The organism is Georgenia thermotolerans, assembly GCF_009193185.1.
Classification (GTDB): domain Bacteria; phylum Actinomycetota; class Actinomycetes; order Actinomycetales; family Actinomycetaceae; genus Georgenia; species Georgenia thermotolerans.
This window is the reverse complement of record NZ_VUKF01000003.1, coordinates 33,634-48,248: the sequence shown is the minus strand read 5'-3', so window position 1 is coordinate 48,248 and position 14,615 is coordinate 33,634. Positions and strand designations below refer to the sequence as shown.

Annotated in this window: 13 protein-coding genes; 7 read left to right on the top strand and 6 right to left on the bottom strand. The window is 70.5% G+C overall.

Annotated features, from left to right (window positions below; genetic code table 11):
* Positions 1 to 9 precede the first annotated feature (9 nt).
* The 4 genes from GD970_RS02090 to GD970_RS02075 all read right to left on the bottom strand — a co-directional run bounded on the left by GD970_RS02090 (position 10) and on the right by GD970_RS02075 (position 4,518).
* Positions 10 to 1,008: a VOC family protein gene (locus tag GD970_RS02090; protein ID WP_152200202.1), complete on the bottom strand. Its 999-nt coding sequence runs from the start codon at positions 1,006 to 1,008 to the stop codon at positions 10 to 12.
* Between the two features lie 154 nt (positions 1,009 to 1,162).
* A complete protein-coding gene (locus GD970_RS02085; protein ID WP_152200200.1) occupies positions 1,163 to 2,167 on the bottom strand; it encodes an ABC transporter substrate-binding protein in 1,005 nt (334 codons plus the stop codon).
* Between the two features lie 147 nt (positions 2,168 to 2,314).
* The gene (locus GD970_RS02080; RefSeq protein WP_152200198.1) at positions 2,315 to 3,457 is read right to left on the bottom strand and encodes an alpha/beta hydrolase family protein; all 1,143 of its coding nucleotides are present in this window, start codon (positions 3,455 to 3,457) and stop codon (positions 2,315 to 2,317) included.
* A 128-nt stretch (positions 3,458 to 3,585) separates the two neighbouring features.
* Positions 3,586 to 4,518 carry a LysR family transcriptional regulator gene (locus GD970_RS02075; RefSeq protein ID WP_211489673.1) on the bottom strand — a complete coding sequence of 311 codons (933 nt, stop codon included), beginning with the start codon at positions 4,516 to 4,518 and terminating at the stop codon, positions 3,586 to 3,588.
* Between the two features lie 145 nt (positions 4,519 to 4,663).
* On the opposite strand from GD970_RS02075, the gene GD970_RS02070 reads away from it, so the two are divergent.
* From GD970_RS02070 to GD970_RS02040, 7 genes are all read left to right on the top strand, one after another.
* Positions 4,664 to 5,845, top strand: coding sequence for an FAD-dependent monooxygenase (locus GD970_RS02070; protein WP_170297171.1), 1,182 nt, complete (start codon positions 4,664 to 4,666; stop codon positions 5,843 to 5,845).
* A 213-nt stretch (positions 5,846 to 6,058) separates the two neighbouring features.
* A complete protein-coding gene (locus GD970_RS02065) occupies positions 6,059 to 7,453 on the top strand; it encodes an aromatic ring-hydroxylating oxygenase subunit alpha (RefSeq protein WP_152200191.1) in 1,395 nt (464 codons plus the stop codon).
* 5 nt (positions 7,454 to 7,458) lie between these two features.
* Complete coding sequence (locus tag GD970_RS02060; RefSeq protein ID WP_152200189.1) at positions 7,459 to 7,995, top strand: aromatic-ring-hydroxylating dioxygenase subunit beta; 537 nt, start codon at positions 7,459 to 7,461, stop codon at positions 7,993 to 7,995.
* Positions 7,992 to 8,228 carry a ferredoxin gene (locus GD970_RS02055; protein ID WP_152200186.1) on the top strand — a complete coding sequence of 79 codons (237 nt, stop codon included), beginning with the start codon at positions 7,992 to 7,994 and terminating at the stop codon, positions 8,226 to 8,228. The genes GD970_RS02060 and GD970_RS02055 overlap by 4 nt, the downstream gene beginning before the upstream one ends.
* On the top strand, positions 8,225 to 9,439 hold the full coding sequence (locus tag GD970_RS02050; protein WP_152200184.1) for an NAD(P)/FAD-dependent oxidoreductase: 1,215 nt from the start codon (positions 8,225 to 8,227) through the stop codon (positions 9,437 to 9,439). The genes GD970_RS02055 and GD970_RS02050 overlap by 4 nt, the downstream gene beginning before the upstream one ends.
* 35 nt (positions 9,440 to 9,474) lie before the next feature.
* The gene (locus GD970_RS02045; RefSeq protein WP_152200182.1) at positions 9,475 to 10,323 is read left to right on the top strand and encodes an SDR family oxidoreductase; all 849 of its coding nucleotides are present in this window, start codon (positions 9,475 to 9,477) and stop codon (positions 10,321 to 10,323) included.
* A 55-nt stretch (positions 10,324 to 10,378) separates the two neighbouring features.
* A complete protein-coding gene (locus GD970_RS02040) occupies positions 10,379 to 10,861 on the top strand; it encodes a hypothetical protein (RefSeq protein ID WP_152200180.1) in 483 nt (160 codons plus the stop codon).
* Positions 10,862 to 10,894: 33 nt separating this feature from the next.
* On the opposite strand, the gene GD970_RS02035 is transcribed toward GD970_RS02040, so the two are convergent.
* Both GD970_RS02035 and dnaB read right to left on the bottom strand, forming a co-directional pair.
* Complete coding sequence (locus tag GD970_RS02035; protein ID WP_152200177.1) at positions 10,895 to 11,617, bottom strand: hypothetical protein; 723 nt, start codon at positions 11,615 to 11,617, stop codon at positions 10,895 to 10,897.
* A gap of 179 nt (positions 11,618 to 11,796) precedes the next feature.
* Entirely contained in the window at positions 11,797 to 14,400 is a 2,604-nt protein-coding gene (dnaB, locus tag GD970_RS02030; RefSeq protein WP_152200174.1) for a replicative DNA helicase, read from the bottom strand.
* Between the last annotated feature and the right edge of the window lie 215 nt (positions 14,401 to 14,615).

The following is a 14,615-nucleotide window of genomic DNA, read 5'->3' as shown; positions in this document are numbered from 1 at the left end:
AGGCGGCCCTCAGGAGTTGGTCAGCGCCTCGACCATGTCGGGGTGCACGCCGTCCTCGGTGGCGGTCAGGCCGTCCGCCGGCGGGAAGGACTCGTAGATCGACATCGCGGTGGGCGCGTTGCGGTAGAAGTTCATGCCGCCCTTGCCCGGGGTCCAGGTGTTGGGCTCCCAGTCCGGGACGTAGTTGCGATAGCCGCCGGAGTTGAGCTCCACCCGCAGACCGCTCGGCTCACGGAAGTAGAGGTACTGCTGCTCCCCGATGCCGTGCACGCCCGGGCCGTACTCCATCGGGGTGCCGTTCTCCATGAGGACGTCGGCGCTGATGAGCAGCTCCTCGTGGGTGTCCACCCAGAACGCGATGTGGTTGACGCGGCCGGGCATGGTGGAGTGGTCGAGGACGACGCCGAGGTCGTGGGACTTCTCGTTGGTGGTAAGCACGGAGAAGACGCTGACGTTGGTGTCGTCGAGCTGGGTGCGGGCCATGAGCCGGAAGCCGAGCACGTCGCGGTACCAGGCCGCGAAGCCGTCGACGTCGGTGCTGGCGACGGTCACGTGGTCGAGAAAGCGCGGGGCGCCGGCGTGGCTGCTGCGCTTCTCGGGACGGTCGGGGAAGATCGACGCCTGCTCGGGCTCGGCCTCGAACCGCTCGATCTCCCACAGCAGCCGCATGGGGTGGCCGTAGGGGCCGACGAAGTCGTAGGCGCGGCCGTGCGCGTGGCCGGCGTCGGCCCACTGCCCGCTCACGCCCGCGGCCTCGACGCGGCGGGCGGCCTCCGCCAGCGCCTCGGGGCTCTCGGTCCGCCAGGTCATGCGGCTCAGGCGGGGCTGGGGGCCGTGGGTGACCACGAGGCTGTAGCGGTAGTGGTCGCCCCAGCAGCGCAGGTAGACGGCGCCGTCGACGCGGTCGACGATCCTCATCCCGAAGTTGTCGGCGTAGAAGGACGCCGACGCCTCGACGTCGGGGCTCTCGATCTCGAGGTAGGCGAGGTGGGAGAGCAGCTTTTCCATGGATGTGCCTCCAGGCAACGAGTCAGGTCCGCTCGTCCTCGAGCGGTCGTGTCAACTGTGGGTCCGCCGCCGCCGGCCGGGAAAGAGCCAATGGCGGATGGGGCGGATCGATCCGGTCAATGCGGCGGGCGTGCGGCATGGACGGCGCGCCGCCTCACCCCTTGTCGAACGCCGCCAGGTCGACCGGTTTGGACACCAGGCCCTCGTCCTGCGCGAGGCCGGCGAGGGTCTTCAGCGCGTCCATGTTGATCTCCGTCGAGAACCGGTCCATCCGCACCCGCTCGGCGAGGGCCGGGTCCATCTCGAGCTTGTCGACGAGGACCTGGCGCAGCCCGTCCTGGTCGGCCTCGGCGGCCTTGAGCGCGTCGGACAGGGCCGCGGTGAAGCGTTCGACGACCTCTGCATCCTGGTTGGCGGCGGTGACCATGACCTGGGTGGACAGGCCCGGCGCCGACTCGGCGAAGTTCCAGGAGGCGATCTGCGCGCCGTTGCCCTGGGCGATCGTGATGAACGGCTCGACCTCCCAGATCGCGTCGACGTCGCCGGCCTCGAGGGCGCGGATCATGTCGGGGTAGCGGATCTCGACGAACTGGATCTTCTCCGGGTCGCCGCCGGCCGCGCGGACGGCCTCGCTGATGGTGAGGGTGCCCGCCGAGTTCAGCGTGTTGACCGCGACGGTGTGCCCGGCGAGACCGGCCGCGTCCGTGATGCCGGAGTCGGGCCTGGTGAGGACGGCGGAGATGTCCTCGTCCCCGTCCTCCCACGCCTGGCTGAAGCCGGAGGCGACCTGCAGCGGCACGCCGGCGTCGAGGGCGACCATGAGGGAGACGGAGTTCAGGGTCACGAAGTCGACCTCGTGGGCGAGGGTGGCGGCGACCATCGTCTCGCTGCCGACCCCGGTGTCGACCGTGACGTCGAGTCCGTGCTCCGTGAAGATGCCCTTGTCGACGCCGTACCACAGGGCCGAGGTCGCGACGATGGGCAGGGTGCCGACCTTGATCGGGATGACCTCGGCCGCTTCCGTGGCTGTGGCTTCGGCGCCCGCGGGCGTCGTCGTCTCGTCGCCGGCGCCGGAAGAGCCGCAGGCGGCGAGGACGAGCGCGGCGAGACCGAGGAGGGCGGCCCGGCCGGCCGTGGTCGGTCGTGACGTGGTCGACATGAGTGCTCCTTGTCAGGGGGTCCGCCAGGACGTCGTCGTCCCGGGGTCGTGCGAGTGCCAACCGGCCGGGTCGCGGGGGGGTGGCGACCCGGCCGGTGGGACCGGAGGGCGGCGGGGCATGAAGCCCCGGAGACCGCACCGATGAGGTCAGAGGGTCTCGGAGACCCAGTCGGCGATGAAGTTCGTGGCGACGGGCTGGTTGTCGGCGCTGACGTGCTCGACGCCGCCCTCCCGGCGCGTGAAGATCTTCAGCTCCCGCTTGGGGCTGTTGACGGCGTTGTCGTACTGGGCGTGGGCGTACTCGAGCGGGATCTGGCGGTCGTTCTCCCCGTGCGTGACGAGGAAGGGCACGGTGATCTTCTCGACGACGCCGACCAGGCTGACGGCCGGCGCGAACTCCAGAAACTCCTCGAGGGAGCGCTTGCCCCAGACCCACTGGACGTGCTCCCAGTAGTGCGGGACGGGGTTCTCGCCCTCACGCTCGCGCCGGCGGCGCTGCAGCTCGCCCCAGTTGTAGTTCGCCCCCCACGCCACGCACAGGGCGAACCGCTTCTCGAACGCCGCCGCGCGCGGGGCGTAGTAGCCGCCGAGCGACCAGCCCATGACACCGATCCGCTCGGGGTCGACGTCGTCGCGTCCCTGGAGGTAGTCGACGCACGCCGCGCCCCAGCGCTCGCTCTCGGGGAAGGCGGTCAGGCCACGCAGGCGCAGCGCCCCGCCGGTGCCGGGGTGGTCGACCATGAGCGTGGAGACGCCGCGGCGGGCGAGCTCCTGGCCGATGCCGGACCAGTAGATCATCTCCTTGGTGCTGTCCAGGCCGTTGAAGTGCACCATGACCGGCGCGGGGCCGTCGGCGCCCTCGGCGCGGACGAACAGCGCCGGGAGCGTGGTGCCCGCGTACGGCACCTCGACGAGCTCGCAGTTCTCCCCGCCCAGGCGCACGGACCGCTCGAAGGCGTCCAGCACGTCGGTGTACGCCCGCCGGCGGGGGGCGAAGTCACGCGCCTGCATGCGCTCGGCCACCTGGTAGTAGATGGCGGCCCGGCGCAGGCGGGTGCCGGCGCTGAGGGGCCGGCCGGCGGCCTCGTACTCGTCGGCGAGCTCCACCTGCCGGTCGGCGACGGCGCACCAGGACGCGAAGAAGTCCTCGGTGCCGGGGGCGTCCCCGCGCGCGGCGGCGTCGAGGAGCGGGCGGCACGCCTCGAGGATCTCCGCGATCTCGCCGCCGCTGCTCAGGGCGATGTTGGCGGACAGGTTCCACACGTACCTGTCGGGGAAGATCTCGAACACGGCGACGCCTCTCTGCGGGTAGCGGGGCGTCGCGGTCGACGTCGACCGGCACCCTCCTGCCCGCGCACGCTAGAGGCGCCCGACCGGATCGGGGAAACCGATATCTGCGATGCGGAACATCGACTTCGTCAATAGGTCGCTCCCCCGGCGATCTCGCCGGCCAGCTCCAGCAGGCGTGCGCGGAGCCACTGGTGGGCGACGTCGGCGGTGTGGCGCGAGGTCCAGATCATCGTCTCCTGCAGGGGCACCAGCGGCATCGGCGGCTCCAGCAGCCGGAGGTTGGCCTGCTCGGCGAGCAGGCGGCCCAGGTGCTCGTGGATGAGCATGATCAGGCCGGTGCCGCGGAGCAGGAAGGGCGCCACGACGAAGGACTGGGCGGTGACCTCGAGGTTGCGCGGGATCTGCTGCTGGTCGAGCTGGGTCTCGGGCAGGCCGATCAGGGTGCCGGCACGGTAGGCGAGGTACGGCAGCGCGCTGAACTGCTCGACGGTGATCTCGTCCGCGACCTCGGGGTGGTCCCGGTCGACGGCGACGAGGTACCGGTCGGAGAAGAGCGTGGTGTGCGGGTAGCCCACGTTCGCCCCGAGCAGCTCGCGCGGCAGGATCAACAGGTCGGTCTCGTTGCGGCGCAGGGCGTCGGTGAACCCGTCGGGGTTGATCGGCACGATGTTCACCCGCACGTTGGGCGCGGTCTCGTTGAGCCGTTCCAGGAGGGGCCGGAGCAGGACGAGAGCGATGTAGTCGCTCGCGCTGATGGTGAACGTCCGGTGGTCGGTGGTGGGGTCGAAGTCCGTGCGCACCGTGAGGACCGACTCCACGATCGCGAGCGCCTCGCGGACCGGCGCGGCCAGGGACTCGGCGAGCGGCGTGGGCTGCAGGGCGCGGCCCTGGCGCACCAGCAGGGGGTCGTCGAAGATCCGGCGCAGGCGGGCCAGCGTCGAGCTCATGGCGGACTGGCCGATCATCAGCCGCTCGGCGGCACGCGTGACGCTGCGCTCGGCGAGCAGCGCGTCGAGCGCGACGAGCACGTTGAGGTCGACGTTGGCGAGCTTCTGCGACACACCTGACTCCTCTGGAGATTCACTGCCGTTGCTGGTACTTGTTTGCCCACATCGATCCCGGTGATGCCCGGTATCACCACCATCGGTTTCCGCGGCCATGCGGTCCCGCCATATCTTCCGGGCATTCCCTGATGTGGAGGTGGCAATGATGCCCGTTCGAAATGCTCTGGTGGTCGGTGCCGGCATCGGTGGCCTCGGCGCGGCGGCGGCCCTGGGCCGGCACGGTGTCGACGTGGAGGTGGTCGAGGTCCGGCCGGACAGCCGTGTCGTCGGCGTGGGCATCAACCAGCCAGGCAACTCCCTGCGGGCCCTCGACGTGCTCGGCGTGCTCGAGGAGTGCCTGGCGGTGGGCTACCCGTACGACCGCAACGAGCACCTCGACTGGCAGGGCCGACCGATCGTCGTCACGCCGTGCTCGCTCGGCACCGACCGGGTGCCACCCAACAACGCCCTGGCGCGGGCCGACCTCCACCGGATCCTCCTCGGCGCCGCGCGTCGCGCCGGCGCCCGGATCGTCCACGGCGTCAGCGTGGCCGAGCTCGTGGACGACGGCGACGGCGTCTCCGTCACGTTCACGGACGGCCGGGCCGCACGGTTCGACGTCGTCGTCGGCTTCGACGGCATCCGCTCGCCGCTGCGCCGCCGCCTCTTCGGCGACGCGTACGAGCCCGAGTACACCGGGTTCGCCGTGTGGCGGGTGACTCTGCCCCGGCCGGCGGAGGTCACCCACACGATGCTCTTTCACGGCGACCGGTCGAACACCGGGGTGATCCCGTTGTCGCGGGAGGAGATGTACCTCCTGCACGTCACCGCCGAGCCGGAGGACGCCCGCTACGAGCCCGCCGACTTCCGGGAGCTCCTGCGCCGCCGCCTCGCCGGCTACGGCGGGCTGGTCGCCGAGCTGCGCGAGGACCTCCCGCTCGAGGGCATCGTCTACAGCCCGCTGAGCGAGGTGCACCTGCCGGCGCCGTGGCACGTCGGGCGGGTGATCGTCCTCGGCGACGCCGCCCACGCCTCGGCGCCGAACCTCACCCAGGGTGCCGCGATGGCCCTGGAGGACGCCGTCGTCCTCGCCGACGAGCTGGCACGCGACCGCCCGGTGGAGGACTCGCTCGCGGCGGTCTCGGCCGCCCGCTTCGGCCGGACCAAGCTCGTCCAGGACGTCTCCCACGGCATCCTCGTCACGGAGATGTCCATCACCGCCGACGGGCTCGAGGAATTTGCGATGAATCTGCGCGAGCACCTGCCCGGCCAGGCCGCGTTCATCGAGGCCGAGCTCAACAAGCCGTTCCGCCTCGAGCGGTCGGCCGACGTCGTGGCGCCCTGACCCGACCGCCCCCCTCGGCAGGCGCGGATTGATGGCGTCAATGCTCTCTATCCAGATTCATTGCTGTTTTGCGATGTCGCGCGGCTCTTACGCTCACAGGCAGGCCCCGGGCGGGCACCGGTGCACCACCTGATTCCCGGCCTCCGCGCACGTCACTGCCTCACCCCTCACCCAGCTCCACCGTTCCCACCCAGTCGAAGGAGACAGCGGGACATGACCCAGACAGAACCCTTCCGTCCGACGACGTCCGACGCGGGCCTCGACGCGATCCTCGACCGGGTCGAGACCGGCTTGGCCGACGACCTCGTGCCCGTGGAGATCTTCAACGACGAGGCCGTCTTCCGCGCCGAGATCGACCGGATCTTCACGAACAACTGGGTGTTCGTCGCTCACGAGAGCGAGATCCCCAACCCCGGCGACTTCGTCCAACGGCGCATCGGCGTCGACCCGGTCATCGTCACCCGCGACGGCAAGGGCGGCATCAACGTCCTGTCCAACTACTGCCGCCACCGCGGCACCCAGGTGTGCCAGACCGACAGCGGCAACTCGCGGTTCTTCAAGTGCCCGTACCACGGCTGGACCTACAACAACCAGGGCCAGCTCGTCGGCACCCCGCACCTCCAGGACGCCTACGGCGTGCGGCTGGACCCCGACGACTGGAGCCTGATGCGCGCCCCGCGGGTCGACACCCGTCAGGGGTTCGTCTTCGCCTCGCTCAACCCCGACGTGCCCACCCTCGACGAGTACCTCGGCGGCGCCGGCTGGATGCTCGACCTCATCGCCGGCCTGCACCCGAAGGGCATGCGCGTGGCCGGGCCGCCGGACCGCTACAAGGTCAAGGCCGACTGGAAGACGGCGGCGGAGAACTTCTCCGGCGACGTCTACCACCTCGACGTGCTGCACTGGGGCACCGAGGAGATCCACGTCTCCCAGGGCCTGCAGGCCTCCTGCGAGATCGGCCGCCGCTACGAGTTCGGCAACGGCCACAACTTCACCGGCCACGCCTGGACCAAGGCGATCCACCCGGGCTACGTGCTCTGGGGCTACCCGCCCGAGATCACCCAGCACTTCGACCTCTCGGGCCTCGACGAGGCGCAGCTGCACGTGGTCAACCACGAGCCGCCCACCGTCGGCACGATCTTCCCCAACCTGAGCTTCATCCGGTTCAACACCCCCGCCGTCCCCGGCGGGCCCATGTCCGTGGTCACGAGCTTCCGCCAGTGGCAGCCGGTCGGCCCGGGCGAGATAGAGCTGTGGAGCTGGCAGTTCGTGTGGGACTTCATGACCGAGGAGGAGGTCGAGGAGCACTACGTCACCGGCGAGTTCGTCTTCGGCTCGGCGGGCATCTTCGAACAGGACGACACCGTCGCGTGGGAGGGCATCCCGCGCGCCGCCGCCAGCCCCTGGCTGCGCAAGGCGGGTATGCAGTTCAACTTCCAGCAGGGCCGCAACAGCGAGGTCGACCAGTCGCCCGACCCGACCTGGACCGGCCCGGGGCTGCGCCGCAACACCGGCTACGGGGAGCACGTCCAGCTCGCCTTCTACCGCCACTGGCTCGAGGTCATGCGCGGCGCGGCTGCACCGACCTCGCCGACCGAGGGGAACTGACGGACATGACCACCACCGAGACCACCACGACCACCGCCGCCGCGTCCGACGCGGAGCTGCGTGCCCTGGTCACCCAGTTCCTCGCCCAGGAGGCGCGGCTGCTCGACGACGGGCGTGAGGAGGAGTGGTACGAGCTGCTCGACGACGAGCTCGTCTACGAGATCCCCGTCCGGCAGGCCACCGAGCCCCGCAGCCACGAGTTCACCCAGCGCGGCATCCGCGTCAAGGACACCAAGGCGCACATCCGCACCCGCATCGACCGCCTCAACACCGGCCTCGCCTACTCCGAGGTGCCGCCCTCGCGCACCCTGCGGGTGGTCGGCAGCGTCGAGATCCGCGGCATGGAGGCCCCCGACGTCGTCGCCGTCTCCAGCGCCCTGCTGCTCTACCGCCAGCGCGGGATCGACCCGTACTTCGACCTCATCCCGGCGCGGCGGGAGGACACCATCCGGCTCACCGCCGCCGGCCCCCGGCTGCTCTCGCGGCGCGTGCTGACGACCGAGACGAGCCTCGCGACCCCGAACCTGGCGGTGTTCCTGTGAGCGACCTCAAGCACGCCGAGCAGGTGGCCGTCCATCTCGACACGTCCAGGTGCCGCGCCTACGGCATCTGCGTGGGGATCCTGCCCGACGTCTTCGACCTGCCCAAGGGCAGCCCGGTCGCCGTGCTGCGCCTCGCCGTCGCCGACGGCGAGGACCTCGAGGACCTGGAGGAGGCGGTCTTCAACTGCCCGGCCCAGGCGATCTCGCTGTCCCGGCCCGAGGAGACGCGATGACGGTGCGCCACGTCGTCATCGCCGGGGCCTCGGTGGCGGGCCTGAGCGCCGCCGACGCCCTGCGTGCCGGCGGGTTCGACGGGTCCATCACCCTGCTCTCCGACGAGCGGCTCCCGCCCTACGACCGACCGCCGCTGTCGAAGGAGCTGCTCTCGACGGAGGACGAGCTCGAGCTCGCCTGGCTGCGCCCGACGGAGCACTACGCCGCGCAACGGCTGGACCTGCGGCTCGGTCACGCGGCCGTCGGCCTGGACATCGACCGGCGCTACGTCATCACCTCCGACGGCGAGGCCCTGCCGTGGGACGCCGTCGTCGTCGCCACCGGGAGCCGTCCCAAGCCGCTGGTCACCGCCGAGGGGCGAGCCCTACCCGTGCTGCGGACCGCCGAGGATCTGCGGTCCCTGCGCGCCGCCGCCGCCCGGTACGGCGAGGTGACGCTGGTGGGTGCGAGCTTCATCGGCCTCGAGATCGCCGCCAGCCTGCGCGAGCTGGGGGTGGCCGTGACGGTCTTCGGCGCGACGCCGCTACCGCTGGGCGACGTCGTCGGCCCCGAGGTCGCCGCCGACCTCCGCGACCTGCACCTGGCCCACAGGGTGCGGATGCGGATGGGCGTCGAGGTGGTCTCGGTGTCGGGGTCCCCGGGAGCCTTCGACGTCCAGACGGCCGACGGCGCCACGCGCCGTACCCCGTACGTCGTCGCCGGCGTCGGGGTCCAGCCCAACGACGAGTGGCTCGTCGGCTCCGGCGTCGAGCTCGACGCCGGGGTGGTGTGCGACGCCGCGGGGCGCACGAACGTCCCCGGCGTGTGGGCCGCGGGCGACGTCGCCCACTTCGACCACCCGCTGCTGCGCGAGCGGGTGCACGTGGACCACTGGACCAACGCCGTCCAGCAGGGCCGGCTCGTGGGCGACAACATCGTTCGCGGCGAGGCCGCCGAGCACACAGGCGTGCCCTACTACTGGACCGACCAGTACGGACGCCGGCTGCACTCCTACGGGCGCCGCCGGCGCGGCGACGAGGCCGTCGTCGCCGAGGGGGCGCTGGGCACCGACGAGTACCTCGTGCTCTACGGGGCCGGCGACGCCTTCCACTGCGTGCTCTCGTGCGGGCGGGAGCGGTCCCTGCGCCCCTACCGCAAGCTCCTTCAGCGCGGCGGCACCTGGGACGAGGCGCTGACCCTCGCCGGACGCGGCGCCGACGTCACCGCCTGACACACCTCACCACCCACTCATCTCTAGGGAGAAGCATGCAGCTACTCGACGACCACGTCGTCCTCGTCACCGGCGGCGGATCGGGCCTCGGCCTCGGCGTCGGCCGCCAGTGCCTGGCGGAGGGCGCGCAGGTCGCGATCCTCGAGATCGCCCAGGACAAGGTCGACCAGCTCCGGGCCGAGTTCGGCGACGACGTGCTCGTCCTGCAGGGCGACGTCCGTCGGGTCGCCGACCTCGAGGCGACCCGGGACGCCGTCGTCGAGCGCTTCGGCCGGCTCAACGCGCTGATCGGGTGCCAGGGCATCTTCGACGGCAACATCCCGCTGCGGGAAACCCCCCTCGACCGCATCGCGGCACTCTTCGACGAGGTCTTCCACGTCAACGTCAAGGGCTACGTCCTCTCGGCGAAGGTCTTCGTCGACCTGCTCGAGGAGAACGACGGCGCCATCGTCCTCACGTCCTCCACCGCCGCCTACGCCGCCGACGGCGGTGGGCTGTTCTACTCGGCGAGCAAGGGCGCGGTGCGCAGCGTGGTCAACCAGCTGGCGTTCGAGTTCGCCCCGCGCGTGCGGGTCAACGGCGTCGCGCCGTCGGGCATCGCCAACAGCCAGCTGCAGGGGCCGGCCGCGCTCGGGCTGGAGACGTCCAAGCAGTCGGACATCCCCAAGGAGGACTTCCTCAGCCAGTTCCGGCAGCTTATGCCGCTGCAGCACCTGCCCACGCCGGAGGAGTACGGCTGGCTGTACGCCTTCCTCGCGTCGCGGCGCAACACGCTGGTGACCGGGCAGACCATCGTGGCCGACCAGGGCCTGTTCAACCGGGCGGTGCTCAGCTCGGGCAGCAAGGCCGGCGGGATCCCGGTGGGCGCTGGCGCTTCCGAGTAGAACGCGCGGCACCGTTCTCGGTCCGCGCAGAGCTGACGGGTGGTGAGGTAGCCCCGTGGCCATTGCCGTCCAGTACGTCGGCCTCGCTGCGGCCGCTGTCCTGGTGGCCGGCTGCACCGAGGTGGGCGACGGCCTGCGCTCCCCCGGGGGCCCGGCCGAGGTGTGCGTGCCGGCCGACGCCGGTGGGATCGCGACCATCTCCCTCGACCGGTTCAAGAACGTCGCCGGCCACCCGGTGACGATCGTCGGCGTCAGCCTCGTGGGTGGTCACGACCTTCAGGTCGCGGGCTGGTACGCCGTTCTCGGCGACGGTCCGACACCCGGCGTCACTCACGGTTACACACCGCCCTCGGCGCCGACCACCGACTTGCCGGTGGGTGAAGAGGCCACCGTCGTGCTCGGGCTCCAAGTGGCCGGTGACGAGGGACGCGCGGAGGCCAGCGAGGTCACCTACACGGTGGGATCCTCCCGGCCGAGGACCGTCCGCGGGCACATTGCCCACCGAGTCGTAGCTGAGGGCGCACCGGGCTGCTTCTAGCTCGTGCGCTCCACCTGCACCCGCCCGGTGGTGTCAGAGCGCCCCGCAGCGGCTGGCGGCGGCGAGGGCGATCGGGAACGCGGTGACGATGTAGCCAGCCAGCGCAGCGGCCGCCCCTCGAACACAGCCGACCGTCCAGCGGGAGGTCCGGTGCCGACGAATATTCGTGACGGCGAGCAGTGCGGCAACGGACGGTACCAGCGCCGCGGCGGCGAGAAACGCCATAGCAGCCTTCTCGCCAGAACCGGGCGACCCAGGAATGTAGACGACCTCATCAACCACGAGAAGATCTGTCCGCACACCCCAGAGCACGCCGGTGAGCACGACCCCGAGCGCAACCACGGCCGCCACGACGCCCACGGCAATGAGCAGCCACGACGTCGCCCGCGCATGAAACCAGACCGGATCGCCATGGGCCACCATCGCGCCAGCCGCACCGGCGAGGCCGATGGTCACCGGAACGATCACGGCGGCTCGGATCGCGGCGCCCCCCGTCGCAGGCTCCGCGGTGAGTGGGAGGCAGGCCTGCGCGGCCCGGCTCAGATCCTGCATCACCCATGTCTGTGCGACCACGAGACAGACCCACGCCACCGTGAGGACCACCCACAGCAGGCCTTGGGCCCGGCGGGCGCCGTCCGCAGTTTCGCGGACATCGGTCGTGTGGGCAGTCAACGGTGCGGTGGCTCCCTTTGTGACGTGGCGACGCCATCGCAGTGTGCCAAGTGCTCCGGACAGACTGGTCTCGGCGCGCGGCATACCCCCACCTCTGTCGGCACCTCGAGCATCCAAAGCTCCGAGCAGAGTTGCGGGCGCTCACCGACGTGCTCGTCTCGAGGATGGCGGTGGAGTTCTTCGCCGCACGTTGTCATTCGGGTGTGCAGTTTCACCACGCGCTTGTGCCGTTTCAGAGCATCGTTGGCAATTTGTTGTGTGTGTTAGTGCGCCATGTCGACGAATCGCGAGTAGTGCCCCTGGAATGCAACGGTGACTGTGTCGGTGGGGCCGTTACGGTGCTTGGCCACGATGATGTCCGCCTCGCCCGCTCGGGGGGATTCCTTCTCGTAGGCGTCCTCGCGGTGTAACAGCATGACGACGTCCGCATCCTGTTCCAAAGAGCCGGACTCGCGAAGGTCGCTCATCATCGGCTTCTTGTCACCGCGCTGCTCGGGACCACGGTTCAGCTGGGCGACGGCGATCACCGGCACCTCAATCTCCTTGGCCAGGAGCTTGAGCGCACGGGAGAACTCGGAGACCTCCTGCTGACGGGATTCGACGCGCTTGCCCGAGCTCATGAGCTGGAGGTAGTCGACCACCACGAGCTTGAGGTCGTGCTTTTGCTTCAGCCGCCGGCACTTCGCGCGGATCTCCATCAGCGACATGTTGGGGCTGTCGTCGATGAACAGAGGCGCCTCGGAGACCCGGCTCATGGCGGTGGCCATGCGAGTCCAGTCCTCCTCGCGCATGGTGCCCTTACGCATGTTCTGCAGCGGCACCTGCGCCTCGGCGGAGAGCAAACGCATCGTGAGCTCGGTGCGCCCCATCTCCAGGGAGAAGATCACCGACGTCATCCCGTTCTTGATCGAGGCCGAACGGCAGATATCGAGCGCGAGGGTGGAGTTGTGGGTCGGGATCATCGCCCTCGACGCCAGATACAGGTGGCTCGGGTGGTCGATCTGCACGCATCGCACCGGCACGCTCTCGACCTTGCGCACCGCGGTGATGAAGCGCGCCGTCCGCCGCGGCGTCGGGTGGTTGACGCGGCGCTCACGCTGGGCCCGCTGCTTGCGCGGGAGGGCGAAGACCTCATCCGCCGTCGTGAAGGTGATGGTGTAGGCAGTCGATGTCTCGGGAGTGCGTCCGCGCACCGCCTTTTCAGACCAGCCCGTGCGGTAGCCAAGGCTGTGGACAAGCTCCCGGAAGTCGTCGGCGAGGCGCTTGCTGGTGACCGCGAACTGCACCGAGCCGGTGGGATTCACCGTGCCGTCGGTGTCGAGTAGTCCCGCCAGGAGGGCCCGTCGCTGCCGCACGCTGGCACGGAGGTACGAGGCGGGGATGTGCTTGTTCTTGAGGACGCCGAGCTTGCGCAGAAGCGCCCTGACGCTGCCGTGGTCCTGCCAACATGCCGGGCAGAGGTGACGGCCGATTGCCGGAGCACCGCAGTCGGTGCATCGCCGCCCGACAACGCTCATGACTGGCCCCCGCGCTTCGGGCGCGGGCCGGACGATGGTGCCGCTCTGCTGGCTTTGCGCTGCCCCGGTCCGGACGAGGGCAGTAAACACGTGAGCCTCCTTGTCGCCCGACGGCCGGGGCAGGGTGACCGAGTACGTGCGCGAGGCGCCCGGCCGCACGACGTAACCGGCCGCTTCGACGAACGCCGCAACCTCAGGGTCGTCCGAGGTGAATCGCGCACCCGCGCTCTCACCGTCGCCGAGCCACACGCCCAGCACGTATGGGTCGATAAGGAGATCGGCCTCGGGCAGCTCGATGGGCTTGGTGTTGGTCACGCAGTGGTTGAGCCGTCGGTCCGCCGTCGCGCACCGGAGTGTCGCGGCGATTTCCTCGGTAGTGCGGATCTCGGCGAACGTCCGCTGGTTTTTTGTCCGGTTGTACTGCGCTGCCGCTGCCTGCGCGGACTTCCGCGACGCCCGAGTCTCGGTTACCCACTGGTGCTGGGCGTCCGCGACGATCGTCGTGCCGTCGTCGAACGTCAGCTCGTAGCAGGGCCTGTCGACCATGACCTCGGTGGCCGCCACGACCTTTGTCGGGGTGCCGTCGGCGGCGATGAGCTGGTCCCCCACCTGGACCTCGCCCATGGTGATCCACCCGGTGGGGGTGGGCAGCGGGGTGTCGAGGGCGAGCGCCTTCCCGATGGCCGGACGAGCCGCGATGATGATCATCTGCCCGCCGTGCAGGCCGTTGGTGAGCGTATCGAGGTCGGTGAACCCGGTGGGCACCCCCGTCATGCCCTCGCCGCGGTCGGAGGCGTGCTCGATCTCCTCCATCGTGAGGTTGATCGTGTCGCGCAGCGGCACGTAGTCCTCGCTGGTGCGCCGCTCGGTGACCGCGTAGACCTCGGCCTGGGCGCTGTTGACCAGGTCGTCGACGTCCCCGCCGTCGGTGGAGTAGCCGAGCTGGACGATGCGGGTGCCCGCCTCGACCAGGCGGCGCAGCACGGCCCGCTCGCGCACGATCCGGGCGTAGTAGCCGGCGTTGGCGGCGGTGGGCACCGAGGAGATGAGGGTGTGCAGGTACGGCGCGCCGCCCACCCGGGCGATCTCCCCGCGCTTGGTCAGCTCGGCGGCGACGGTGACGGCGTCGGCGGGCTCGCCGCGGCCGTAAAGGTCGAGGACCGCCTCGTAGATCATCTCGTGCGCGGGTCGGTAGAAGTCGTTGCCGCGCAGCTCCTCGACGACGTCGGCGATGGCGTCCTTGGACAGCAGCATGCCGCCGAGCACGCTCTGCTCCGCCGCCACGTCCTGCGGCGGGGTCCGGTCGAACGCCTCGCGACCATCCACAACCTGCTCGTCGACGAGAGACAAACGACCTCCTCCAACTCACACCGGGCGACGGCGGCCTCGGTACATCAGATGTACCTGCCGCCACCCACACCGCCCGGGGGCCGCCCACACGGGCGCCGGAGTGACGGTACGGCCCGCCCCGCCCCCCGGGCCAACCGCCCCTGTGCATAGAGGCGACCTATCCTGTGGACCGCGTGTGGACGTCATCCCCAGGGTTGTGCACAGTCCGTGGATAA

Excerpts from the sequence above, each read along its gene's own strand:
- GD970_RS02045 (WP_152200182.1), top strand. The coding sequence starts at position 9,475 with ATGCAGCTACTCGACGACCACGTCGTCCTCGTCACCGGCGGCGGATCG.
- GD970_RS02060 (WP_152200189.1), top strand. The coding sequence starts at position 7,459 with ATGACCACCACCGAGACCACCACGACCACCGCCGCCGCGTCCGACGCG.
- GD970_RS02085 (WP_152200200.1), bottom strand. The coding sequence starts at position 2,167 with ATGTCGACCACGTCACGACCGACCACGGCCGGCCGGGCCGCCCTCCTC.
- GD970_RS02035 (WP_152200177.1), bottom strand. The coding sequence starts at position 11,617 with ATGCCGCGCGCCGAGACCAGTCTGTCCGGAGCACTTGGCACACTGCGA.
- GD970_RS02070 (WP_170297171.1), top strand. The coding sequence starts at position 4,664 with ATGATGCCCGTTCGAAATGCTCTGGTGGTCGGTGCCGGCATCGGTGGC.
- GD970_RS02050 (WP_152200184.1), top strand. The coding sequence starts at position 8,225 with ATGACGGTGCGCCACGTCGTCATCGCCGGGGCCTCGGTGGCGGGCCTG.
- GD970_RS02065 (WP_152200191.1), top strand. The coding sequence starts at position 6,059 with ATGACCCAGACAGAACCCTTCCGTCCGACGACGTCCGACGCGGGCCTC.
- GD970_RS02090 (WP_152200202.1), bottom strand. The coding sequence starts at position 1,008 with ATGGAAAAGCTGCTCTCCCACCTCGCCTACCTCGAGATCGAGAGCCCC.